Here is a 22,585-nt window from a genome sequence, read left to right on the forward strand (position 1 = left end):
AGAGAAACGCTAATGTTTGATGATCTGGATTACAGCCAACCCTACGCTTCGGCACGCTCGCCAGTGATGGGCAGTAACATGGTCGCCTGCTCCCAGCCATTGGCCGCCCAGGCCGGGCTGGACATGCTGCGCAAGGGCGGCAACGCCGTCGACGCGGCCATCGCAGCCGCCATGGTCCTGACCGTGGTCGAGCCCACCGGTTGCGGGATCGGCAGCGACGCTTTCGCTATCGTCTGGGACGGCAGCAAGTTGCAGGGCCTGAATGCTTCCGGTCGCGCACCGCAAGCCTGGACCCCTGAGTTTTTCGCCGGGCAGAGCAAAATGCCCCAGCGCGGCTGGCCAGCGGTGACGGTGCCGGGCGCGGTTTCGGCCTGGGTCGAGCTGTCCGAGCGTTACGGAAAACTGCCTTTCGCCACCCTGGCTGAACCGGCCATCGGCTATGCTCGGGATGGCTACCAAGTCACCCCGATCATAGCCCAGCTGTGGAAGCTCGGCGCTGAACTGCTCAAGGATCAGCCGGGTTTTGCCGAGTGCTTCCTGCCCGACGGCCAAGCACCACAGGCCGGGGAGAAAATCCGGCTCAAGGATCACGCCCGCACCCTGGAGCTGATCGCCCAAACCAAAGGCGAAGCGTTCTATCGCGGCGAACTGGCCCAAGCCATTATCGCCCATGCCAACGCCAATGGCAGCGTCATGAGCCTCGACGATCTGGCGACCCACACTGTGGACTGGATCGACACCCTGTCGGTGCCCTACGCCGGCGCCGTGGTTCATGAATTGCCACCTAATGGCCAGGGCATCGCTACCCTGTCCGGCCTGACTATGCTCGAAGCATTGGGCGTCGGCGAGCATCCAGTGGACAGCCTGGAAACCGTACACCCAGTGTTGGAAGCCATGAAGCTGGCCCTTGCCGACCTGAACGAACACGTGGCGGATAACGACCACATGCGCGTGCCTTCCGAGCATCTGCTGGACAAAACCTACCTGATGGAGCGCGCCGGTCTCGTCACCGACAAGGCCGCCAATCCGGGGCATGGTTCGCCTAAACCGGGCGGCACCGTTTACCTGTCGGCGGCCGATGAAAGCGGCATGATGATCTCGTTCATCCAGTCCAATTATATGGGCTTCGGCTCAGGTGTCGTGGTGCCTGGCACCGGCATCAGCCTGCAAAACCGTGGCGCGGCCTTCTCCTTGGATCCGCAGCACGTCAACTACGTTACACCGCGCAAACGTCCGTTCCACACCATCATCCCCGGCTTTGTGATGAACGCCGACGGCACGCCGTTGATGTCCTTCGGCCTGATGGGCGGCCCGATGCAGGCACAGGGTCACTTGCAGATGATGATGCGCATCCTGCGCTACAAACAGAATCCGCAAGCCGCCGCAAACGCACCGCGCTGGAGGCTCGAATCTGGCCTGAAAGTCGCAGTGGAACGTGCATTCGACCCACAGGTGGTCGAAGCCTTACGTGCCAAAGGCCACGACATAGACGTAGAAGAACCTGACGGCGTATTCGCCTTTGGCGGCGCGCAGATTATCCAGCGCACCACTCATGGTTATGTGGGTGGCACTGATCCCCGGAAGGATGGTCTGGTAGCCGCGTACTGAAAGTCCGAAGATCCTACGCGTAACTTAGTTGCGCGTAGGATTATTCTCTTAAAACCGCTAACTCTCATCCCACCGCAAGCTATTGCCAACATGCTTTCTCGCCTGGGACTCAGAACTGTGGCGAGCCTGCATTGGGTCTTGCAGCTAACCCTTCTAAGGCACAAAAAAAAGCCACTCATCTGAGTGGCTTTTTTCTGAATCTTGGAGCGGGAAACGAGACTCGCATCTAGCGTCCTACTCATTGAAATTTAAGGGGTTTCTGTGATTCATGAAACATGAATGGACTTGATTATTGACTTGTTTTGAAGCTGTATCAAGAGCAAAAGAAGTAGCAATTCCAAGCCACGCTATCAAGTTCTATCGACAGTCAATCGGGCCACGGTTTTTCCGTTGCTCCGTTTTATGTCGGGCAGCAAATCAGCCTGCACCCGCTTTCGGACTTGATACGGAGATCCATGTTCTTTGTTCCCGCCGTTACCGATTTTCTGTTGCTCCATCTGTAACAGGAAGAACACAAACGCATCCCCAAATCAATCATGGTCACCGTAGCGCCGGAGCTGTGGCTAAGCCTGGAGTCCGCGGCGCTACTTGGCATTCACCGGAATCGGTTCGCTCTTGTCGGCCAGTTGGATGATCGTGAAGCTTTCAAACAGACTGCACACACCGCCGAACGACGCAAAGTCGATATCTGAGTTGAGGACAGCAACGGTGAGGCACCGTCGAAGGCTATCGAATTTAAGATCGTTCACAACAACAAGAACGCGTATGAGAAAATCAAGGGCATTCGTCAAGACCTGATCAAGCCTATTCCCTCGACCACGCCCAACAACGCCAGGGAAAATGTTTGGGGGGCGGTAGCGCTCATCTATGACTCTTCTTGTGTCGAGGCATTTATCCTACGATACCGAGCCAGCCGGGCCAGTCCCCGTTCCCAGCGGTCATTACGGCGGGAACTCTAACTTTCTCTTGGCAATAAATACCGCCAAACCGTCCTTCCGAAGAGCCTAGGGAATTCATACTCGCATCACCCGTGGCGTCGCTAGTCGAGCCTTCCACCCTGTTCTCGTGCGCGCTTGATGTCTCTCGAGGGAGGCGCTCCGAAGCGCCGGGCATATTCGCGGCTGAATTGAGCGACGCTTTCATAGCCTACTCGCAACGCGGCGGTGTTCACGTCTATCCGCTCGGTCAACATAAGGCTACGCGCGGCTTGCAGTCGTAGCGATTTTTGATACTGAATGGGGCTCGTGCCTGTCAGCTTGCGAAAGCGGTGATGCAGCGTAGAGCTGGCCATGCCGGATCGTTCGGCGAGGTCGGCCACCTGCAACGGTTTATCGTAGTGATATTTTAGCCATTCAACGGCTCTCACGATGCCGTTATCCCGGTAACCATCGCGAGTGACGCTGCGCAACAAATGCCCCGCTTCACTGAGCAGCAGCCTGCCGTATATCTCCCGCTTGATAAGGCCCGACATCAAGCCTGCTTCAAGCGGCCGTTCGATCAGCGTGGCGAGTCGAGCGAACGCATCGAGCATCTCGCTCGTCGCCACACCGGATACGAAGCCCCGCGCCTCACCAGCCATTTCCTGCTTTGGCGGCTCGAGGGCCAGGATCACCTCATTGAGCATGGAAAAATCGAGCTTCAACACAACGGATAAATAGGGGGTTTGCCCGTTAGCCGCGGTAACGCGAGCCAGTGTGGGGATATCGACCGATGTAACGAAGAACGCCCCTTGCCCGAACTCACAGGCTTCCTCGCCGAACGAGATCTCCTTCGCGCCCTGCAGAATAATGGCCACGCAAGGTTCATAGATGCAGTACGTGGGCGTACCTAGCTCGGCCACTCGATAAAAGCTCAAGCCTGGAATCGACGTCGTGCAAGCCTCGTTCAAGCCAATTTGCAGGGTGACTTTTTCGATAAGCCGTTTGAGCGCCTGGGAACGTTCGGTGGGCTGCACGGGATCGCGCAAGGTCAGGGAATGCACACGGCTGAAACCGAACTGCGAGAAGGAACCGCTCGTCATCACATGCCCCCCAATTTACGGAATGCTCGAGTCTGCTGAGAGCGGGTGACCAGCACAAGAGCATCGGCAGGATTGTGCAAAAGATATGGCGCATTAGGGTCACTCGGCTAACCCTCGCTGTTCTAACTTCTAGTACATGTACCGGCTTCGATGAGCCCGTGAAACCTTGGTCGCGAAAGGAAAATTGGATGGACAGACGAGATTTTCTTACCTATTCGGCAGTGGGTACTGTTGCAGCCGGTTTGCTGCCCGCATCGAGCATCGCAAGTTCGCTGGCTACGGCCCCCGTGCCCTCTTCGCTGACGGAGCCCGGAAGCGTGATGCGTACCGAAGGACGGATCGTGCGCGCAGACCTGCCCGTCAATTTACCCTCGCATGCAATGAGATACATGACGCCTCAACGCTTTGGTATGGGCGGGACGCAGATCGGCAATATCTTTGCGCCGATCAGCGACGAGCAGGCGGGCTTGGTTCTGCAGGCTGCTTGGGAGGCAGGTGTAAGGCTTTACGACACCTCGCCGTTCTACGGGTTTGGCTTGAGTGAATATCGTCTAGGCCGCTTCCTGCGCGGTAAAAATCCAGACGACTATGTGGTGTCCACCAAGGTCGGCCGCGTATTGACGGCCGCTGGTAGCCAGCGCGCGGACCATGCTATCTGGAAGTCGCCGGCGCCCTTCAACTACCGATATGACTACACCGCGGCGGGCGCGCGTCGTTCCGTGGAAGACAGCCTGCAGCGCTTGGGGCTGCCGCGTATCGATATCGTCTATATCCATGACATCTCGCCAGATAACACCGAGCTGGAAGGCGGCTGGGAAGCGGCGTATCGAATTGCGCGCACAGGGGCGATGGTCGAGCTGGAAAAAATGCGCGATGAGGGGCTCATCAAGGCATGGGGTTTCGGAGTCAATACGCCGAATGCCGTGGTTCGGTCGGTAGCCGGTTATGACCCGACTCCCGACATCGTGTTGCTTGCCTGCCAGTATTCCCTCCTTGACCACGGCGATGCATTGCGCAACACCTTTCCGGCGTTGAGCAGGAAGGGCACCAGCGCCGTGGTTGGAACACCACTGAATGATGGATTTCTGGGGGGGCGCAGCCGATACAACTTCAGCCCGGATCTGCCTGCCGGAGCGGTGGAAAAGCGCGCGCGAATCATGGCGGTTGCCAGCCAACATGGCATCGATATTCATACTGCCGCCCTGCAGTTCGCGGCAGCACATCCGCAAGTGTCCGCGATCATTCCGGGGGCGCGTTCGCCGGGGCAGATAGTTTCCAATGCACAGGCGATGAAGGTCGGTATCCCAGCAGCCTTTTGGGAAGAGCTGAAGAGCCAGAACTTGATCGATGCTCAAGCACCGGTTCCTTCCTGAGGGGCTACGCCCGTGCTACCTGCTGATGTGACGCTACCGTCGCTAGCCGCATTCAACCCGAGGTGGGTTTCAAACTTATCCTCTTGGTTGCAGCAGCGAAGCAGAGAGCAACCAGCCTTACTAGAGCTTTATCGAAGCCAGCTTGAACGTCTTACTCACGGCAATCACTTACATCCATAACATTGAGAATTAAAGGACCTTATTCTCCAGCAAACAAACTGCGCACGCGTTCAAATAAGAACGCGGGCCTAAGGTCGTAATAAATGAACATACGAACGTCTCTCATGATTGTCGGCGGCCTACTTGCGTTCTCCAGCAGTGCTCACTTATTCGCGGACACACTTGCGTTTAGCGTTCCATTGCCTGAGCCATTCCCACAGCTAAAGGTTCTGACGGTCCTTATCGGTATACATCTGCTCGGTATGTGCTTCGGTCTCGGCGGGGCGACGATGCTGGACCTCTGGATTTTGCGTTGGATGCGCAGGGGCAGCCTCCCCGTTGAAATCGGACGCACTTTTCACTTCATCAGCGACGCGGTCACTCTTGGACTATGCCTCCTGTGGCTCTCAGGCCTTGGTTTCCTTGCCCTTTACGCGATAGAGTCACCGGAAAAGTTTGAAAACCCTAAACTCTGGGCGAAGGTCATTGTGGTGACCGTCTTGACCCTCAATGGAATCATCATCCACACGTTTGTGTTGCCAGAGGCACTACGCGACATGAGTCGGCCCCTGCTCTTTGGAGTGTCCCGCAAAAAAGCGGCTTTGTTTCTCGCATCCGGTGCCGTTTCGGGTGTGTCTTGGTACACAGCTTTTGCCTTCGGCATTTTTCGTGAGTTAAACAACAGTGTCACACTCTCTCTGTTGGTCATCATGTGGCTTACGCTGATAGTAGCCGCCGCGCTTGCAGTCATTCTGCTCTATACCCTTCTGAAGCCGTTGTTAGAAGTTAGAACCCAATGGAAAGCAGATAGCGATTTAGGCGAACTTTAATTCGTTAGTTCGATGATGTCATGCCGTCAGAGACCATGGACAAGACGGTTGAAACCCTGAACAAGAAGGTCAACCGCGATCAAACAACGCAATCCCCCCAGGACAGCCACGGATGCTACGAGCATCCTGACGCTCAGCCTTTCGCCAAGAAAGACGATATGGACGCGCTATCCGGGATGCTCGCCATGCTTCCCCGGTGGGCCGGCCAAGTCTTCGCCCCGGCACTTTTCGGCCCGGTACGCTCCGCCTTCACCGATCCGAATCACGCCATCGCCGCCGCCGTGACAGGCGCGGTCGTCGTGCAGGTGCTGGCCATTTTTGTCGTCCTATCGGGGCGTATCCGCTCGCTCCTTCAAGAAAACCGTTTCTGACTGCGGCTCTGACTCAATAAAGGGGAACGCATAACGTTCGCGTATTGCTCCAACAGCCAAGCCAAGTCTCGGTAACAGATCGCTAAATGATATGTCCCGAGCCTGGCCGGCGCTGATCGCCGGATGATGAGCATATCAAGCAATCCGCCGGACCCCGCGCTGTCTGCGCAATACCACGCTACGGCAATGACCCGGCAATTTGAAACGCTAATAGCCGAACAGCGACTTGATCCCCAGGTACTCGTCAAACCCCAGCACATTTCTTAACTCGTGGGGTGCGCGACCAGCCGCTCCGAGGTGGACGTCGTCGGCCCCGCGCCGCAAGCCAGCACCTCAGGCCAAGGGCTGCAGGTGTATATCAGTGCTCTGCCGACAGTCACCCAGTTGTCCTCGGGCTTTTACGATTTGGTGTCAAGGACATGGTTCATTACGGTCAATGTCGTGGCCAGCACCCAATAGTTTAGAAATCTCTGAACTATCTTTTTGCGCTTCCCTATTCTTTCCGCCAACCGCCCCTCCCTACTATTGACGGCAACAAAGGAGCCTTTCCATAGAGATGCGGCCCGAAGATTGCCTTTTCTGATTGTCACTGCCGTTCGTTGTGCGTTTCGGTTAACGCCGCAACGTCGCTGTGTCAATCATGCGAAGGAACCTTTGGAGCAGATCGATGAAGCTGGAAATATTCCGAACGTTGTGGGGCTACACCGCGAGCAAGGCACAAGCGCTCGATGAGTTGCTTGAAGCCGGGTTCGATGGCATGGAAGCCCGCCTGCCCATGACCGCCAGCGAACGCGCCGAGTTCGCAGCCTTTCTACGCATCAACAAAGTCAGCTATATCAGCACCGTCTTCAGCGCCTACGACGTTCTGCCGGAACAGTCGGCAACCCTCGACGAACACCTTCTGGACCTCGATAAGAAACTCGGTTGGGCGGCAGAGTTGTCGCCGCGCTTCGTCAATCTGCTGGCAGGCAACGACCGCTGGCCACTGGCACAACAAGTCGATTTCTTTGGCCACGCGATGGACGTCGCGCGCAAGCATGGCCAGGTGTGCTCCTTTGAAACCCATCGTGCTCGCTCATTATTCAACCCCTGGGTCACCCTCGAGCTGATTCGTCAACTGCCAGACCTGCGCTTCACCAGCGACATCAGTCATTGGGTCGTCACCTGCGAGCGCCTGCTCAACGATCCGGAAGACGACCTCAGCGCCTTCGTCGAACGCGTTCACCATATTCAAGCCCGAGTCGGTTATGACCAGGGACCGCAAGTGCCTCACCCCGCCGCCCCCGAGTACAGCCAAGCGCTTGCCTTCCATCAGCAACATTGGGAGGCCATCTGGCGATCCCAGGAAAAACGCGGGTATCAGGTCAGCACGCTGACACCGGAGTTCGGCGCCGACGGCTATCTGCATCACCTGCCCTTCACCAACGTGCCGGTGGCTGATCTGTGGTCGCTGAACGTGTGGATGGCAAATACCGAGCGCGAGCATTTTCGGCGTTTCGCCTGCACCTCTACTCGATAAGGAGCGTTCCCTCATGCCTGACAAAATGCCAACGACCGCCAACTTCAATCGCATTCCGGTGGTGGATATCGCCGGGCTGTACAGCGACGACATCACCCAGCGCCAGGCAGTGGCCGAAGAACTGGGTAACGCCGCCCGCGCAGTCGGTTTTTTGTACATCAAGAACCACGGCATCGAGTCGTCACTGATCGACGGTTTGCGTCAAGCGTCGAAGGACCTGTTTGCACAATCGCTTGAGTACAAAATGCAGCATTACATCGGTACGTCACGCAGCCACAAGGGTTTTGTACCTGAAGGTGAGGAGGTCTATGCCAAAGGCAAACCGGATCACAAGGAGGCTTTCGATATCGGTTTCGAAGTGAGCGAAGACGATCCGCTGGTCATTGCCGGGACGCCATTGATCGGGGCCAACGAATGGCCAGACCTGCCGGGTTTCCGTCCCGCCGTCGAAACTTATTACGCCGCGGTGTTTGCATTAGGTCGTCGCTTGTTCAAGGGCTTCGCGCTTGCATTGGGCCTGGAGGAAGACTATTTCGAGGCACTGGTGACTCGCCCACCGTCGAAGCTGCGCCTGATCCATTACCCATTTGATATGACTGCTCAAGACGCGCCCGGCATTGGCGCGCATACCGACTATGAGTGCTTCACCATTCTGCTTGCCGACAAGCCAGGCCTCGAGGTGATGAACGATCAGGGGCAATGGATTGATGCGCCGCCCGTAGACGGTACTTTTGTGGTCAACATCGGCGACATGCTGGAGGTCATGACCGCGGGCACGTTCGTCGCTACGGCTCACCGAGTGCGAACCGTCAGCGAAGAGCGCTACTCGTTCCCACTCTTCTACGCGTGTGACTTCCATACGCAGATCAAGCCACTGCCGCAGTTTCTTGAAGGCGGTAAGGATTACGAGGAGATCACCATCGGTGAGCACATGTTTGGTCAAGCGTTGCAAACCTATCAATACCTGCGCCGCAAAGTCGAACGCGGCGAACTCAAGCTGTACGAGCGAGCGCGCAAGCCATCGAGCTTCGGTCACTTGAAGAACCAGACGCAGGAAGCGTCCTGATGCAACCCCCGACCCGTTCCAAAACAGTCCTGTTTCAAAACCAGCCCAATCCTACTTTTTCGACGTGGAGTCACCGATGATGCGCAATCCAATGAATATTGTTGTCCGCTTGTCCCTGCTGGCCTTCGCGATCCTCGGTGCGGCAGGAGCCCACGCAGCGACGACGGTGACACCCGGCGTCCTCAAGGTCGGCATGGAAATCACCTATCCGCCCTTCGAATCATACGACGAACAAAAAAATGTCGTCGGCTCCGACCCCGAACTGGCGCGATTACTCGCCAAACATCTGGACCTCAAGGCTGACTTCGTTGACACCAAATTTTCCAACCTGCTTCTGAGCCTGAACGCCGGTCACTATGACGCGATCATCTCGGGCATGTACATCACTCCCCAACGGCAGACTCAAGCGCAAACCATCGCATACGCCAAGACCGGCGCAGCGATCATGGTGCTGAAGGACAGCCCGCTGAAACCGAAAGTACCGGAAGACCTCTGCGGCCTGAAAGTCGGCCTGGAAAAAGGCACCACTTGGGTGACGCAATTCAACAAACTCTCGACCGATTACTGCGTCCCGAATAACAAGGGCGCGATCATGGTCAGCGAATTCCCGTCCGCCCCTGAAGTGACCCAAGCGCTGCTCTCCGGCAACGTGCAGGCTCAGGTGGAGATCGACGGCGCCGCAGGCATGATCGCAGAACGTACCAAAGGCCGCGTAGTGATCAGCACCGAGCACTCGATCTATCAACAGACACTGGGTATTTACGTGAAAAAAGACAACGACGCGCTCTATCAGGCGCTGCTCAAGGCCTTTGATGCGACGAAAGCGTCGGGGGAATACGCCGCCCTGTTGAAGAAATACAACCTGGAAGAACCGACTAACTGACTCAGTGCAGCCCTGTGGGAGCGAGGCCGCTCCCACAGTCGGCGGCGTTCGCTTGACTGCCCGGCATAGGTGAAGCCTCCGTCGACGCCAGCAGTTGGAGGTACACATGCAATTTGAATGGCCCTACTTTTTTTCTCTGTTTTCGGTCTCGGACTTCTGGAAAGCCTGCATTACGGTGGTGGAACTCAGCACGCTGGCCTGGTTCATCGGCATGCTGCTGGGCTTCATGCTGGCTTCGGCCAAGCTTTCGGCCACGCGTTGGGTCAGCGTACCGGCGTCGGTTTATATCTGGTTCTTTCGCAGCGTGCCGCTGCTGGTACTGGTGGTGTTCGTCTATAACCTGCCGCAGATGCTCCCGGTCACCCGTGGAGTACTGTCCAACCCTTTCTATTCCGGCCTGCTGGCACTGGTGGTCACCGAGGCGGCGTACATGGCGGAAATTCATCGTGGCGGCTTGATCTCCGTTGCCAAAGGCCAGAAAGAAGCCGGCCGTGCGCTGGGCATCGGCCTGATCGGTCTGCAGCGCCTGATCGTCATCCCACAGGCGTTCCGCATTTCCCTGCCGACACTGATCAACGAATACATCACAGTGGTGAAACTGACCTCGCTGGTCTCGGTGATTTCCCTGACCGAACTGTTGACCGTGGGCCAGCGCCTTTACGCGCAAAACTTCCTGGTCATGGAAACCCTGTCGGCTGTGGCGGTGTATTACGTGCTGATCGTGACCGTGCTCGGCTGGCTGTTCCATTGGCTGGAGCAACACTTGGAACTCAACAACCGCAAACCACAAACGCTGGATGACATCAGCGTGCGGCGTCTACGCGCGTCACGGGCGGCGCCCTCTTCTGCAGACGCTCGTACAACGCCAGGGCCTGGCTCGGCACCCGCCCTGCAACTGGTCAACATTCACAAGCGCTACGGCCAGCACGCCGTGCTCAAGGGCATCAACCTTGATGTCAACGTGGGTCAGGTGATCTCCATTATCGGTCCGTCGGGATCGGGAAAAACCTCGCTGATTCGGACCATCAACGCTTTGGAAAGCATCGACCAGGGCGAGATCATTCTGTTCGGCGAAAGCTATATCCACGCCGGTGACAACACCAACACGCAACAAGTACGCCACGGGATACAGCGCATCGGCATGGTGTTTCAGAGCTTCAACCTGTTTCCTCATCGCACCATTCTCGACAACGTCACCCTCGCGCCGCGCTATCACGGCCGCGACAAGTCCATCAGCGAGCAGCGCGCCTACGCCCTGTTGGACAAGGTCGGGCTGCTGGCTCACGCGCAAAAGTATCCGCATCAGTTGTCAGGCGGTCAGCAACAACGCGTGGCAATCGCCCGCGCATTGGCGATGGATCCCCAAATCATGCTGTTCGATGAACCTACTTCAGCCCTTGACCCGGAACTGGTCGGCGATGTGCTCAAGGTGATCAGCGACCTGGCAAAAGAAGGCATGACCATGTTGATCGTGACCCATGAAATGGACTTCGCCATGTCAATTTCCGACAGGGTAGTTTTCATGGAGGACGGCCTGGTCAAACTGGATGCGGAGCCTGGGATGATCCGAGCTGATCAGTGCGGCGAGAGAATCAAACAATTCATGAGGGTTTAAACTCGGTGTCATTTCGTCCTGACACTCAAGATAAATACTTCGGTCAAGCAAGCTGGTTTTCCCACCCAACGTTATGCGTTGCGAAGCTACTGGCGAGTCATTCTGATGGGGACTCATCAAGATCGTCGTTAAGGCTCGCAATGCACGCGTCGAGCAATTCGTGCAGTACAGCCACGCACTCCACGCCGAGTAGACCATTGAGTGCCCGCTGTGCCTCCTTCCAGGCGCGCTGGCCTTCGGCTTGCTTTACGCGTCCAGCCTCGGTCGCTTCGACAAGGCGACTTCGGGCATCGCCTCCTGCACCAATCTTCAGCCACCCCTGAGCGGTCAGGGACTGCATGTTTCGAGTCAGGGTCGAATTATCCATCTGCATTTGCCTGGCCAGATCACTCGGCCGAATAGGCCCCAGCCTGACGACATGCGACAACAGTGCGTACTGCGTGTTCTTCAGGCCGGACTCGGCGACGTAGCGGTCGTAGTGACGCGTCACCATGCGATTTAGCTGGCGGAGCTTCAGGTTGGTGCAGCCCTGTGGCTTGATAGCATTTTTCATGGGGTATATTGTACCTGCAATATTTGCATATACAATTCTCTAGAGGGAAGGAAATGCCGATGGAAGTCGATCAGGTCATTGCTCACTGGAACGCGGAGGAAAAATCGGTTCGTGCGCGCTTGCTCGTCGCCGATACCGCGCCGCAGGATCAGATCGCCAGTCGAACAGGCATGGAAGTGTTCGAGGCAATCTTTGCTGGAGAACTGCCTCCCCCACCCATCGGCGACACGCTCGATTTCGTGCCGATTCACATGGCGCCCGGCATTGCCGTTTTTCAAGGTCGACCACAGCGTAGGCACTACAACCCACTGGGCACCGTCCACGGTGGGTGGTTCGCCACGCTGCTCGACTCGGCTGTAGGTTGCGCCGTGCACTCGACCTTGCCCGCAGGCCAGGGCTACACCACGCTGGAGCTGAAGGTCAACATGGTGCGCCCCTTGAGCGACCAAGTCTCGTTGGTGCGGGCCGAGGGCAAGGTCATCCATGCGGGGCGTAAAGTGGCTACGGCCGAGGGTCGGATCATTGGCCCCGACGGCAAACTGTATGCGCACGCGACGACCACCTGCCTGATCTTCGATCACCCCTCAGCCACGCAGGGGAACTTTCATGGCCAAGACTGAGACCGATCTTGGCGCACCCGTTATCCGCTAAACACCGCGACACAGGGCTTTGCGCCGACACTATCTGAAAATATCGTCACGACTTGATCAATGGTGAAAACATGAAATATGCATCCTTCGGCAAAACAGGAATGAGCGTGTCTCAGGTCGCGCTCGGGACGGGCAACTTTGGCACAGGCTGGGGCTACGGCGCGGATCCCGAGGTCAGCAAGGCAATCTTTAACGCCTACGCGGAGGCCGGCGGCAACTTCATCGATGGGGCAGATGTCTACCAGTTCGGAGAGTCCGAGGAGCTGCTCGGTACCCTTCTGAAGGGCCGACGCGAGAATTTCGTCCTGGCGACCAAGTACACCAAAGGCGCGCAGCCAAATGCCGATCGCCTCGTCACTGGCAATAGTCGTAAAGCCATGGTGGCCTCGGTAGAGGCGAGCCTGAAGCGACTCAGAACCGATCGCATCGATCTCTACTGGGCGCATTGGCCGGACAATGTCACGCCCGCCGAAGAAATTGTCCGTGGGTTCGAAGATCTCGCCCGCGCGGGTAAGATTCTTTATGCCGGCCTCTCCAACTTCCCTGCTTGGCGCCTATCGCGCGCAGTCACCCTCGCCGAGCTCACCCACTCGGTGCCGATCGCTGCGGCGCAATTCGAGCACAGCCTAGTCCACCGCGAGCCCGAGGTTGATCTGTTCCCGGCTTCGTATGCCTTGGGATTGGGTATCGTCACTTGGTCGCCGCTCGGCGGAGGCATGCTGACCGGTAAGTACCGCAAGGGCGAAAAAGGACGCGCCGAGGGCCTCGGTGGCAAGGTGTTCCAATCAGAGAATAGCGAGCAGCGTACACAGGTCCTCGACACAGTTATCGCCATCGCCAACGAACTGGGCGTCAGCCCCGGTCAGATCGCCATCGCCTGGTCCGGCACGCACGGGTCATTGCCCATCATCGGCCCGCGCTCGGTTGAGCAACTGGTCGACAACCTCGCAGCCCTGTCGGTTGAACTGTCAGCCGAGCAGATTCATCGGCTCGACACCGTTAGCCGCTTGTCACCTTCGATGCCAGCAAGGACCGCGACCCCTTGGGCTTGCGGAGCAGCACAGATCGTGGCTTGAACGTGAACGGCGCAAGTGCAGTAGCGATCATGTTTCCTACGCCACGGGAGCCGGTATGAAGCATCACTCACACATGGTCGGCTTCGTCCAGGCACACCTCGACGAAGTGGTTCCCTGTACCCAGCGTTCCGAGATGCTTGCGGTTGTCAGACTTTTCAAGGCCAGGTGCTTGTCGGTGATGAGGTTGAAGCGCCCCTCAAGCGCTGACCAAAGGGGACGCCTTCAATGTCTTTCGCTTCAGAAGCGATAAAGACCACCCCTTTCACTCTCGCCGCAGGAGAGTATGGGGAGCCATGCCAAAGGCCTTGCGAAAAGCGTGGCTGAAATGAGAGAAGTCGGAGAAACCGAAATCCAGCGCCGCCTGAGAAATACTGCGAACTTGACCGCGTTCAATGGCGTCGCGGCTGGCGAACAATCGCGCCTTCCAGATTTCCGCAACCGGCGATTTCTGATGACGGGCAAAAGCGCGCGTCACAGTGCGCGTGGAGACATGGTGAGCTTGAGCAATGCGTTCGAGCGACAGGTCCGCCTCGGTCAAATACTGATGAATGTAATTCATGATCCGGCCGTATAGGTCCAACTCATCATGAGTCTGCTTTAAATCCTGGAGTTCCAGGCTGACCACCAGAAGGTCAAGCAACGTGCTGGAGTAACGACTGGAGACTCCTGTGTTCTGGAAGCCCGAAGGCATACTCGCGGCTTGGCGTAACATCTCGCGTAACGGAATCACCCCTGGACGACGGTCATCCAGAACCACAGCGGTGCAATCCGCTATGCCGGGCAGCCGCTGGCTGAGCAGTTGTCGCGGAATGCGAACAAGGTGGTTATCAGTACCACCGAAGCTGAATCTGAACGGCTGGGATGCGTCATAAAGAAACAGATCGTCCGCCGCCAGCTTCGTCCGTCGGTCAGCCTGCTCCAGTTCGCCATAACCGCTCCGGGTAAAACCCAACCACAAATCGTCATTAGGATCACTGCGCAGGTGCTGGGCAGATCGCTCCCAATAGTGCAAGGGTGCGGACAAGGTGCAGATGTCCAATGCGCCCATGCCATGCACCTCCAGCGCCCCGTCAAAATCGCTCTGCGCCAGTCGTTTGCTGTCTGCGTCCAGGCAGTGGTGACAAACCACCTCCTTCCAGTAATCGAACCGGAGGGGGGCCGTAACGGCAAGCGTTGAATACTGACATGTCTGGCTCATTGCATTCACCTCGCGGCGGCGCTTCAACAAAAAAAGCGGGGTAACGTTTTTGCGAGCCAAGCAATTAGCAGGCCATCTCCACCACCTCATTCCCGCTGTCAGACACCTTGGAAGATAGCCGCCTGCGCGTTACATCGGCCGATCTTTCCAACACTCCCCATGCCACTTCTCGGGGCACCTCGCCCCCTTGATTCACAAGCCCCGCACCATTGCTGCGCGCTGACATGCCGGCCTTTTTTGCCTGTCCTTTTTAACCAAACGGTTGTCCATTCGAGCCAAGCATGCTTCATCGCCCCTCGATAATTTTCACTCCATGCCGTGTCCCTACAAGCACCAATGATGAGGTGTCTGATGCATCCACAAGAACAGCAGCGACTGTCCGATTCATCCTGGTTTTTACAGCGATGGGACATGGCACCCGAGGAGTTTGCTACTTACCTGGTACAGCTCGGGACCTTGGCGCTGCAACGCCGATGGAGTGGTACCCACCGCAAAACCCCCACATCCACTGGGATGTAGAACAGCGAACCGTCCGTTTGAGACGGGAATAAAGGAGCCCCCATGGAATCTGCAATCGATAAACATCTCAAATGTCCCCGGACGTTGTCCCGTCGTGTTCACGACGATTACCAGCCACCCTTCCCGATGTTTGTCGGGCGAGCTGACGAAAACGTGAAGCAAGTCGTGATGGCTTACCTCGGGGTGCAATTTCGCGACGAGCAACGCGCCGCCGCCCTGCAGGCCATGCGCCACATTGACGCCAGCTTTGCCCTCGCCGATGGCCCTGGGAATCACGACCTGACCTACCACCTCGACAATCAGGGGTATGGAAACTTCATCGCCGTGGGTTACTGGCGTGATCCTGCTGCCTATCAGCGATGGTTACTTTCAGCGCCTGTGGCCGATTGGTGGGGCGACGAGGCACGCCTGAACGAAGGGTTGGGGTATTTCCGCGAAGTCATCGCACCGCGCGCCGAGCAGTTCGAGACGCTGTATGCATTCAAGGACGATTTGCCAGGTGTCGGTGCGGTCATGGACGGCATCAGCGGCGAGATTGAAGAGCACGGCTACTGGGGCTCGGCACGCGACCGCTTTGCTATCTCACAGACCGACTGGATGCAGCCGACCAGCGAACTGCAAGTCATTTCCGGCGATCCCGCCAAGGGCGGCAGGGTTGTGGTGCGCGGCCACGACAACCTGACGCTGATCCGCTCCGGACAAGACTGGGTCGAAGCCGGCGACGAAGAGCGCGCACTCTATTTCAACGAGATGCTACCGCCACTGCAAGACGGCATGAACTTTCTGCGTGACGAGGGGCAGGCGCTGGGCTGCTACAGCAACCGTTTCGTACGCAATGTCGACCTGGATGGCAATTTGCTCGATATCGCCTATGACATCGGTCACTGGCGATCACTCGACAAACTGGAGCGCTGGGCAGAATCCCATCCCACTCACTTGCGCATTTTCACCACGTTCTTTCGCGTGATCGGGGGCCTTTCAAAGCTGCGGCTGTATCACGAGGTCTCGGTAGCGGATGGAAGCCAGCAACTGTTCGAGTACATCAACTGCCATCCGCAGACCGGGATGATGCGCGACGCGCAAGTGTCGCCCGCCTGACTCCATCGCTGACTCCACTTTTAGCCCTGCGTGTCGCCTGATGGGCGCTAGCGGGGCTCTTTTTGCCCGAAAAAAGGATCTTCGATTATGAAACAGTTCCGCTACCTGTCGCTTGCAGCCCTCCTCCCCAGCCTTTCCTCCCACGCGCTCGAGGTGGATCCTGGCGATTACGAGCCGCTCCCCGTGGGGGCGACCATCGGCGTGGTCTACTACCAGCACGCCACCACGGACAGTGCCTATGCCCAGGGTCACAAGACCAGTTCCGATTTCAACCTGACTTCCGATGTCGGCATTCTGCGTCTGCTGCACGTCTACCAGTTGAGCGAGCGACTGACCATCGAGCCTCAATTCCTATTGCCCTTCGGTCATGTCTCAGGCGGTGGTGACGCTTCTGCTTTAGGCGACGCCAGCGGCCTCGGCGACCTCATTCTCACTGCGCCGCTCAAGTACCGCCTCAACGACGCCAACGACACCCTCGGTGCGACCGCTTACTTGTACGTACCGACTGGCGACTATGACAAAGACGACGCGCTCAACCTTGGCGAGAACCGTTGGAAGGTTGATCTCCAGGCCGCTTACGTCAAGCACTTCACGGAGAAGTGGGCCATCGACCTCGTCGGTGACGCCATCTGGTACGCAGACAACAACGACTTCGGCGCCAGCTCCGCCGGCCGGGAGCAGGACGTTTCCTACGGCGCTCAGTTAATGGGGCGCTACATGCCCGACGAGACCACGGCGCTGGCTATCGGCTTCGGCCACAGTTGGGGCGGGGAAAACCAGATCGATGGTGTCAACCAGGACGACAGGATGGAAACCACCAACTTCCGTGTCACGGCCAGGAAGTTTTTCACCGCCAAGGACCAACTCCAAGTGCAACTTGGACGCGACCTTGCGGTGGAGAACGGCCCCAAAGAGGACTTTCGCATGAACCTGCGCTACGTCAGGGTTTTTTAGACCCGCCCGTCTCTATCAGCCGTTGTCCTTATCAACCAAGCGTGTGCCCAACGACGAATTCAACTTGGCTCCATCGCAAGACTTCGCAACCCGTAGCAATCGTGCCAACGCGACAGTTGGCTAATGAGATGCCTCTCACCCGAAACGGAGTAACCAGACAATGACCGACCAGCAACCCACCATGGAACAACAACCCTCCCTCTACACTCGTCTTGGCGGCTATGACGTTATTTATCAGTTCGCAGGCGCCGTGTTGAGAAAGACAATGGGACACCCCGCCATCGGGCACATCTGGGCCCATATGTCGGAATCGACGTTCCAAAAGGAACACATCAATTTTGTCGATTTCCTTTCCGAGCACTGGGGTGGAAGCGCCAAATACAGGGGTAGAGACATGGTCACCGCGCATCGCGGGATGGGCCTGACCGAGGTGCACTGGCAAGCGGTGCTCGATTGTCTCGAGGCGTGCTACGACGATTACGGTCTGGCCCCGGATCTGCGCAAAGAGGTCAATGACTTCCTCATCAAGTTCAAACCAGCGGTGATCGGGAGCCCCTCCTATCGGGACGTCGTACTCGCACACCCGGAAATGGACCCCGCCAAAGGCATGAGAAGCGTTGGGGTTGTCTGGCCAAAACCAGGGAAGTCATCTCAGAAACAGGCCACGCCGGAATCCAAAGACTAATACGCGCGGCATAAGCCTACGGCTGCCGGGGCTCGCTCTGGCCGCCGACAGCTACCGTGGCGTGGCTATAAAAACAGGGGCAAGCGAGTCCCGCTCAACCAAGCGACTGTCCTCCTCAGCCAAGCGCTGCTCAATCTGTGGAGATAGCTTGATACCAGCCCCGAGAACGGCTCGCCAAGAGTGCGCAACGTGCCCGGGCATCCCCGAGATGACGTTTGAACAGACATTGCCAGCCCCTACGGGTTGGCACAGGACACAGGACACCCCATGGCCATCATCCGCCCGACTCTCGAACAAGTGCAGGATCTCGCCAGCCGCCTGCACATACAGCTGACACCCGAGCAAGCCAGCGAATACCTGGCGCTTATGCAATCCAGTTTCGATGCCTACGACCTGGTCGATGAGTTGCCAGATTTCATCCCTCCAGTGCGCTACGAGCGCAGTGCTGGTTACCGCCCTTCAAGCACGGATAATCCGCTGAACGCCTGGTACTACAGAACTGAGGTGATGGGCGCCAGTTCGGGCAAGCTTTCTGGCAAGACGGTCGCGCTCAAGGACAATATCTCTCTGGCCGGTGTCCCGATGATGAACGGCGCCGCGCCACTGGAGGGTTTCGTACCGTCGTTTGACGCCACCGTGGTGACGCGTTTGCTCGACGCAGGAGCGACGATCCTCGGCAAAGCCACCTGTGAACATTACTGCCTCTCCGGCGGTAGCCATACCTCGGACCCAGCTCCCGTGCACAACCCTTTTCGCCATGGTTATACGACGGGCGGTTCGTCTTCGGGCAGCGCGGCGCTTGTGGCGACGGGCGCGGTTGACCTGGCTATCGGTGGCGACCAAGGCGGTTCCATCCGCATTCCTGCCGCATGGTGCGGTATTTATGGAATGAAACCTACCTGGGGTCTAGTGCCTTACACCGGGGTGATGGCGATCGAGTCCACTTTCGACCATGTCGGCCCCATGACGAGCAACGTACGCGATAACGCGCTCATGCTCGAAGTGATGGCCGGCGCCGATGGGCTCGACCCTCGCCAGGCCGCCCCCAAGGTCGATGCCTATTGCGATTATCTGGAACGAGGCGTGACCGGACTTCGGATCGGGGTTCTCCAGGAAGGCTTCCAACTCGCGAATCAAGATCCACGTATCGCAGAAAAGGTACGCAGTGCTATCGCCCGGCTCGAGGCTTTGGGCGCGCGGGTCGAGGAGGTATCGGTTCCCGAACACAACCTGGCGGGGTCGTTATGGAGCCCTATCGGTTGTGAAGGCCTGACCATGCAAATGATGCACGGCAATGGCGCGGGTTTTAACTGGAAGGGGCTGTACGACGTGGGCCTGCTGGACAAACAGGCCGGTTGGCGCGATCAGGCAAACGCATTGTCGCCGTCACTCAAGCTTTGCATGTTCGTCGGCCAGTTCGGTCTGGAGCGCTACAACGGTCGCTACTACGCCAAGGCCCAGAACATTGCGCGCTTTGCCCGAGCGGCCTATGACAAGGCACTGGACACCTATGACCTGCTCGTCATGCCGACAGTGCCAATCACCGCTCAGCCGCTCCCGGAACCGGGTTCTTCAATCACCGAGACCGTCACGCGTGCGTTGGAGATGCTTGGCAATACGGCCGCTCAAGACATTACGGGGCACCCCGCCATGTCGATCCCGTGTGGCCTGGTGGACGGACTGCCCGTGGGGCTGATGCTTGTCGGAAGACATTATGCCGAAGGCACCCTCTATCAAGCGGCAGCCGCATTCGAGGCCTCTGTGGATTGGCGGACGTTGTAGACCTGCGCATCGCATTGGCGAACGAACACCGGCAAGTAGCACTGAAAGTGAGTATCAACTTCAGAGGAGCCAAGACATGAGCCATACCCACGAACATCATCACGATCACGATCACACCGCCCCCCCCGAGGCCATCGCCTTGCGTGTCAAGGCGCTCGAATCCCTGTTGATCGAAAAGGGTTTGGTCGACCCAACCGCGATGGATGCTCTGGTGGACACTTACCAACACAAGGTCGGCCCGCGCAACGGCGCTCAGGTGGTCGCCAAGGCCTGGTTCGATCCCGATTACAAACATCGGCTGCTGGAAGATGCCACCGCGGCCATTGCTGAACTGGGTTTTTCCGGCGTGCAGGGCGAAGACATGGTGGTGGTGGAGAACACCGCGACCGTGCACAACGTGACGGTCTGCACGCTGTGCTCCTGCTACCCCTGGCCGACGCTGGGTCTGCCACCCGTCTGGTACAAATCCGCGCCCTATCGGTCACGGATAGTCATCGATCCGCGCAGCGTGCTGGCCGAATTCGGTTTGATTATTCCCGATGACAAGGAAGTTCGCGTCTGGGACAGCAGTGCTGAGTTGCGCTACCTGGTACTGCCGGAACGCCCGGCCGGTACTGACGGCTGGAGTGAGGAACGACTGGTCGAGCTGGTGACGCGTGACGCCATGATCGGCACCGGCCTGGCCAAGACGCCGGGCGACGAAGCCTGAACCCGAGGAGGAGAAAACCATGAACGGTGTACACGACTTAGGCGGTATGCACGGTTTTGGCCCAGTGCTCACCGAGGAAAATGAACCCATTTTTCATCACGACTGGGAACGCAGCGTCTTTCCGCTGTTCGCCTCGCTCTTCGTCGGCGGACACTTCAATGTCGACGAATTCCGACATTCCATTGAACGCATGGAACCGGCTGAATACTTGCAGTCCAGTTACTACGAGCATTGGCTGCATGCCTTCGAGAACCTGCTGCTGGAAAAAGGCGTGATCAGCCCTGCCGAACTGCACGGTACGGCCAAACCAACCCCACCGACACAGCCAGTCACGGTTTTAACACCGGACATCGTCGAGGCCGTAGTGCTCGGCGGCGCCTCTTCCCGGGCAAAGGAGCCCGTCTCCGGCCGCTTCCGGGTCGGTGACCGGGTGCGGACGAAGAACCTCAACCCAACCACCCACACCCGACTGCCCCGCTACGCGCGCGGCAAGGTCGGGACCATTGAGATTGCACACGGCGCGTTTGCCACCCCGGACACGATGGCCCACGGTCTAGGCGAACAGCCCCAACAGGTCTATGCCGTTCGCTTCAGTGCGACAGAACTGTGGGGAGTGGCGCGACCGGACAGTGTTTGCATTGATCTGTGGGACAACTATCTGGAGGCCGTATGAGCGCCAGCATGCGTCACATCCCCCCAATAGCCGGCCTGTCTCTCGACGATGAAGGCCCGGTATTCGACAAACCTTGGCAGGCCCAGGCTTTTTCCCTGCTGGTACACCTGCACCAGATCGGTCTATTCCCCTGGGAGGACTGGGTGCAGGTATTCAGCGACGAGATCAAGGCTGCCCCGGCGCAACCCGGAGAAAGCGTCAACGACACTTACTACCGGCAGTGGATCACAGCGTTGGAAAGAATGGTCACCACACTCGGTTTAACGGGTATGGAAGATATCAGCCGGCGCACCGAGGAATGGCAGCAGGCTTACTTGAATACCCCCCACGGACAGCCGGTGACGCTGCTCAATGCGAGTTGCCCACCGGCCCATGGAAACGGCCACGAACACCTGCCGCGGCACGAGCCGGTGGCGATCAGCCGGGCCACCAGCTGAGCCCGGAGTCGTCCTTTTTTTTACTTTCGAGGTCGCGTAGCGGCCAAGGGGCAATCGTCATGCATATCGAACCCAACCTGGTGGAAGCTGGAAAACTCTGGCTGAGCTATGTCACTGCCGCAGGTGCCGGCGCCTACACCCTCAAACTCGCTGCCCAAGCCATGGGCGAGCGTGGTGTCTTCTCGCTGCTGGCTCGCACTGTCACTGCCACGGCCCTGGTATTCAGCTTCTTCGAGCTACTACCGCACCATCCAGTCGGCGTCTCCGAAGTCCATCTCATCCTGGGGTCAACGCTGTTTCTGCTGCTCGGCGCCGCACCTGCGGCAGCGGGCCTGGCCCTGGGACTACTGATCCAGAGTCTGTTCTTCGCGCCATTCGACCTGCCGCAATACGGCATGAACGTCACCACCCTTTTGGTACCGCTGTTCGCAGTCGCTGCCCTGGCGAAACGCATCATCGCGCCAAACACGCCGTATGTGGAACTGAGCTATAGACAAGCCCTGGGGCTGTCGACCGCCTTCCAGGCCGGCATCGTCGCCTGGGTTGCCTTCTGGGCCTTCTACGGACAAGGCTTCACAGCAGGAAACGCCCTGTCAATTCTGACCTTCGGCAGTGCCTACATGACCGTCGTCACCCTCGAACCGCTGTTGGACCTGGCCGTGCTGGCCGGTGCCAAGGCAACACATCGCCTGCGTGGCAGCGCGCTGATCGAGCGCCGCCTGTACCAGTCCGCCTGACTCGGCGTATTCCAGTCCAAGTCAGACTGTCCCCGAGCATTCGAAGACCGTAATGCTCGGGGCATCAAGA

At 58.1% G+C, this 22,585-nt stretch carries 21 protein-coding genes and 1 pseudogene; 18 read left to right on the plus strand and 4 right to left on the minus strand.

Features of this window, described 5'->3' with window-relative positions; translation table 11 throughout:
• The first annotated feature begins 12 nt into the window (after positions 1 to 12).
• Positions 13 to 1,608 (plus strand): gamma-glutamyltransferase family protein, encoded by a 1,596-nt coding sequence (locus BM132_RS09585; RefSeq protein WP_177218158.1) that lies wholly within the window; start codon positions 13 to 15, stop codon positions 1,606 to 1,608.
• A gap of 1,039 nt (positions 1,609 to 2,647) precedes the next feature.
• Here BM132_RS09585 and BM132_RS09595 read toward each other — a convergent pair.
• Positions 2,648 to 3,628: an AraC family transcriptional regulator gene (locus tag BM132_RS09595; RefSeq protein WP_177218159.1), complete on the minus strand. Its 981-nt coding sequence runs from the start codon at positions 3,626 to 3,628 to the stop codon at positions 2,648 to 2,650.
• A gap of 188 nt (positions 3,629 to 3,816) precedes the next feature.
• Here BM132_RS09595 and BM132_RS09600 point away from each other — a divergent pair, with 188 nt between their 5' ends.
• The 7 genes from BM132_RS09600 (at position 3,817) to BM132_RS09630 (ending at position 11,444) form a co-directional block, all read left to right on the plus strand.
• Positions 3,817 to 5,001, plus strand: coding sequence for an aldo/keto reductase (locus BM132_RS09600; RefSeq protein ID WP_092454914.1), 1,185 nt, complete (start codon positions 3,817 to 3,819; stop codon positions 4,999 to 5,001).
• Positions 5,002 to 5,264: 263 nt separating this feature from the next.
• Positions 5,265 to 5,990, plus strand: a complete 726-nt coding sequence (locus tag BM132_RS09605) for a hypothetical protein (protein ID WP_177218160.1) — start codon at positions 5,265 to 5,267, stop codon at positions 5,988 to 5,990.
• Between the two features lie 35 nt (positions 5,991 to 6,025).
• Entirely contained in the window at positions 6,026 to 6,361 is a 336-nt protein-coding gene (locus BM132_RS28685; RefSeq protein ID WP_256244241.1) for a hypothetical protein, read from the plus strand.
• Positions 6,362 to 7,028: 667 nt separating this feature from the next.
• Positions 7,029 to 7,880 (plus strand): sugar phosphate isomerase/epimerase family protein, encoded by an 852-nt coding sequence (locus tag BM132_RS09615; protein WP_092454917.1) that lies wholly within the window; start codon positions 7,029 to 7,031, stop codon positions 7,878 to 7,880.
• A 13-nt stretch (positions 7,881 to 7,893) separates the two neighbouring features.
• Positions 7,894 to 8,946, plus strand: coding sequence for an isopenicillin N synthase family dioxygenase (locus BM132_RS09620; RefSeq protein WP_092454919.1), 1,053 nt, complete (start codon positions 7,894 to 7,896; stop codon positions 8,944 to 8,946).
• 79 nt (positions 8,947 to 9,025) lie between these two features.
• Entirely contained in the window at positions 9,026 to 9,829 is an 804-nt protein-coding gene (locus tag BM132_RS09625; RefSeq protein WP_092455076.1) for an ABC transporter substrate-binding protein, read from the plus strand.
• Positions 9,830 to 9,935: 106 nt separating this feature from the next.
• Positions 9,936 to 11,444, plus strand: coding sequence for an amino acid ABC transporter permease/ATP-binding protein (locus BM132_RS09630; RefSeq protein WP_092454920.1), 1,509 nt, complete (start codon positions 9,936 to 9,938; stop codon positions 11,442 to 11,444).
• A 97-nt stretch (positions 11,445 to 11,541) separates the two neighbouring features.
• Here BM132_RS09630 and BM132_RS09635 read toward each other — a convergent pair whose 3' ends face one another.
• Complete coding sequence (locus BM132_RS09635; protein WP_092454922.1) at positions 11,542 to 11,997, minus strand: MarR family winged helix-turn-helix transcriptional regulator; 456 nt, start codon at positions 11,995 to 11,997, stop codon at positions 11,542 to 11,544.
• A 59-nt stretch (positions 11,998 to 12,056) separates the two neighbouring features.
• On the opposite strand from BM132_RS09635, the gene BM132_RS09640 reads away from it, so the two are divergent.
• Both BM132_RS09640 and BM132_RS09645 read left to right on the plus strand, forming a co-directional pair.
• Positions 12,057 to 12,617, plus strand: coding sequence for a PaaI family thioesterase (locus tag BM132_RS09640; RefSeq protein ID WP_092454923.1), 561 nt, complete (start codon positions 12,057 to 12,059; stop codon positions 12,615 to 12,617).
• A 101-nt stretch (positions 12,618 to 12,718) separates the two neighbouring features.
• Complete coding sequence (locus BM132_RS09645; protein ID WP_092454925.1) at positions 12,719 to 13,723, plus strand: aldo/keto reductase; 1,005 nt, start codon at positions 12,719 to 12,721, stop codon at positions 13,721 to 13,723.
• A 70-nt stretch (positions 13,724 to 13,793) separates the two neighbouring features.
• Here BM132_RS09645 and BM132_RS27930 read toward each other — a convergent pair.
• Positions 13,794 to 13,933 (minus strand): annotated as a pseudogene (locus BM132_RS27930) (RtcB family protein); the annotation flags it as partial.
• 52 nt (positions 13,934 to 13,985) lie between these two features.
• The gene (locus BM132_RS09650) at positions 13,986 to 14,921 is read right to left on the minus strand and encodes an AraC-like ligand-binding domain-containing protein (protein ID WP_092454927.1); all 936 of its coding nucleotides are present in this window, start codon (positions 14,919 to 14,921) and stop codon (positions 13,986 to 13,988) included.
• A gap of 561 nt (positions 14,922 to 15,482) precedes the next feature.
• Here BM132_RS09650 and BM132_RS09655 point away from each other — a divergent pair.
• From BM132_RS09655 to BM132_RS09690, 8 genes are all read left to right on the plus strand, one after another.
• A complete protein-coding gene (locus BM132_RS09655; RefSeq protein ID WP_092454929.1) occupies positions 15,483 to 16,538 on the plus strand; it encodes an aliphatic aldoxime dehydratase in 1,056 nt (351 codons plus the stop codon).
• A gap of 87 nt (positions 16,539 to 16,625) precedes the next feature.
• Positions 16,626 to 17,492, plus strand: a complete 867-nt coding sequence (locus BM132_RS09660; protein WP_092454931.1) for a transporter — start codon at positions 16,626 to 16,628, stop codon at positions 17,490 to 17,492.
• A 160-nt stretch (positions 17,493 to 17,652) separates the two neighbouring features.
• Positions 17,653 to 18,177: a group I truncated hemoglobin gene (locus tag BM132_RS09665; RefSeq protein WP_092454933.1), complete on the plus strand. Its 525-nt coding sequence runs from the start codon at positions 17,653 to 17,655 to the stop codon at positions 18,175 to 18,177.
• A 267-nt stretch (positions 18,178 to 18,444) separates the two neighbouring features.
• Positions 18,445 to 19,959: an amidase gene (locus BM132_RS09670; protein WP_092454934.1), complete on the plus strand. Its 1,515-nt coding sequence runs from the start codon at positions 18,445 to 18,447 to the stop codon at positions 19,957 to 19,959.
• 76 nt (positions 19,960 to 20,035) lie between these two features.
• Positions 20,036 to 20,668 (plus strand): nitrile hydratase subunit alpha, encoded by a 633-nt coding sequence (nthA, locus tag BM132_RS09675; protein ID WP_092454936.1) that lies wholly within the window; start codon positions 20,036 to 20,038, stop codon positions 20,666 to 20,668.
• A 19-nt stretch (positions 20,669 to 20,687) separates the two neighbouring features.
• Positions 20,688 to 21,341 carry a nitrile hydratase subunit beta gene (nthB, locus tag BM132_RS09680; protein ID WP_092454938.1) on the plus strand — a complete coding sequence of 218 codons (654 nt, stop codon included), beginning with the start codon at positions 20,688 to 20,690 and terminating at the stop codon, positions 21,339 to 21,341.
• Entirely contained in the window at positions 21,338 to 21,778 is a 441-nt protein-coding gene (locus BM132_RS09685) for a nitrile hydratase accessory protein (protein WP_092454940.1), read from the plus strand. The genes nthB and BM132_RS09685 overlap by 4 nt, the downstream gene beginning before the upstream one ends.
• 59 nt (positions 21,779 to 21,837) lie before the next feature.
• A complete protein-coding gene (locus BM132_RS09690; protein WP_092454942.1) occupies positions 21,838 to 22,515 on the plus strand; it encodes an energy-coupling factor ABC transporter permease in 678 nt (225 codons plus the stop codon).
• Positions 22,516 to 22,585: the final 70 nt, after the last annotated feature.

The organism is Pseudomonas sp. NFACC45, assembly GCF_900113505.1.
Lineage (GTDB): Bacteria > Pseudomonadota > Gammaproteobacteria > Pseudomonadales > Pseudomonadaceae > Aquipseudomonas > Aquipseudomonas tehranensis.

Bases quoted from the DNA above. Each gene is read 5' to 3' on its own strand.
- BM132_RS09620 (WP_092454919.1), top strand. From the start codon at position 7,894: ATGCCTGACAAAATGCCAACGACCGCCAACTTCAATCGCATTCCGGTG.
- BM132_RS09585 (WP_177218158.1), top strand. From the start codon at position 13: ATGTTTGATGATCTGGATTACAGCCAACCCTACGCTTCGGCACGCTCG.
- BM132_RS09660 (WP_092454931.1), top strand. From the start codon at position 16,626: ATGAAACAGTTCCGCTACCTGTCGCTTGCAGCCCTCCTCCCCAGCCTT.
- BM132_RS09640 (WP_092454923.1), top strand. From the start codon at position 12,057: ATGGAAGTCGATCAGGTCATTGCTCACTGGAACGCGGAGGAAAAATCG.
- BM132_RS09625 (WP_092455076.1), top strand. From the start codon at position 9,026: ATGCGCAATCCAATGAATATTGTTGTCCGCTTGTCCCTGCTGGCCTTC.
- BM132_RS09645 (WP_092454925.1), top strand. From the start codon at position 12,719: ATGAAATATGCATCCTTCGGCAAAACAGGAATGAGCGTGTCTCAGGTC.
- BM132_RS09635 (WP_092454922.1), bottom strand. From the start codon at position 11,997: ATGAAAAATGCTATCAAGCCACAGGGCTGCACCAACCTGAAGCTCCGC.
- BM132_RS09690 (WP_092454942.1), top strand. From the start codon at position 21,838: ATGCATATCGAACCCAACCTGGTGGAAGCTGGAAAACTCTGGCTGAGC.
- nthA (WP_092454936.1), top strand. From the start codon at position 20,036: ATGAGCCATACCCACGAACATCATCACGATCACGATCACACCGCCCCC.
- BM132_RS09615 (WP_092454917.1), top strand. From the start codon at position 7,029: ATGAAGCTGGAAATATTCCGAACGTTGTGGGGCTACACCGCGAGCAAG.
- BM132_RS28685 (WP_256244241.1), top strand. From the start codon at position 6,026: ATGGACAAGACGGTTGAAACCCTGAACAAGAAGGTCAACCGCGATCAA.
- BM132_RS09670 (WP_092454934.1), top strand. From the start codon at position 18,445: ATGGCCATCATCCGCCCGACTCTCGAACAAGTGCAGGATCTCGCCAGC.
- BM132_RS09655 (WP_092454929.1), top strand. From the start codon at position 15,483: ATGGAATCTGCAATCGATAAACATCTCAAATGTCCCCGGACGTTGTCC.
- BM132_RS09605 (WP_177218160.1), top strand. From the start codon at position 5,265: ATGAACATACGAACGTCTCTCATGATTGTCGGCGGCCTACTTGCGTTC.
- BM132_RS09650 (WP_092454927.1), bottom strand. From the start codon at position 14,921: ATGAGCCAGACATGTCAGTATTCAACGCTTGCCGTTACGGCCCCCCTC.
- BM132_RS09595 (WP_177218159.1), bottom strand. From the start codon at position 3,628: ATGACGAGCGGTTCCTTCTCGCAGTTCGGTTTCAGCCGTGTGCATTCC.
- BM132_RS09665 (WP_092454933.1), top strand. From the start codon at position 17,653: ATGACCGACCAGCAACCCACCATGGAACAACAACCCTCCCTCTACACT.
- BM132_RS09600 (WP_092454914.1), top strand. From the start codon at position 3,817: ATGGACAGACGAGATTTTCTTACCTATTCGGCAGTGGGTACTGTTGCA.
- BM132_RS09630 (WP_092454920.1), top strand. From the start codon at position 9,936: ATGCAATTTGAATGGCCCTACTTTTTTTCTCTGTTTTCGGTCTCGGAC.
- BM132_RS09685 (WP_092454940.1), top strand. From the start codon at position 21,338: ATGAGCGCCAGCATGCGTCACATCCCCCCAATAGCCGGCCTGTCTCTC.
- nthB (WP_092454938.1), top strand. From the start codon at position 20,688: ATGAACGGTGTACACGACTTAGGCGGTATGCACGGTTTTGGCCCAGTG.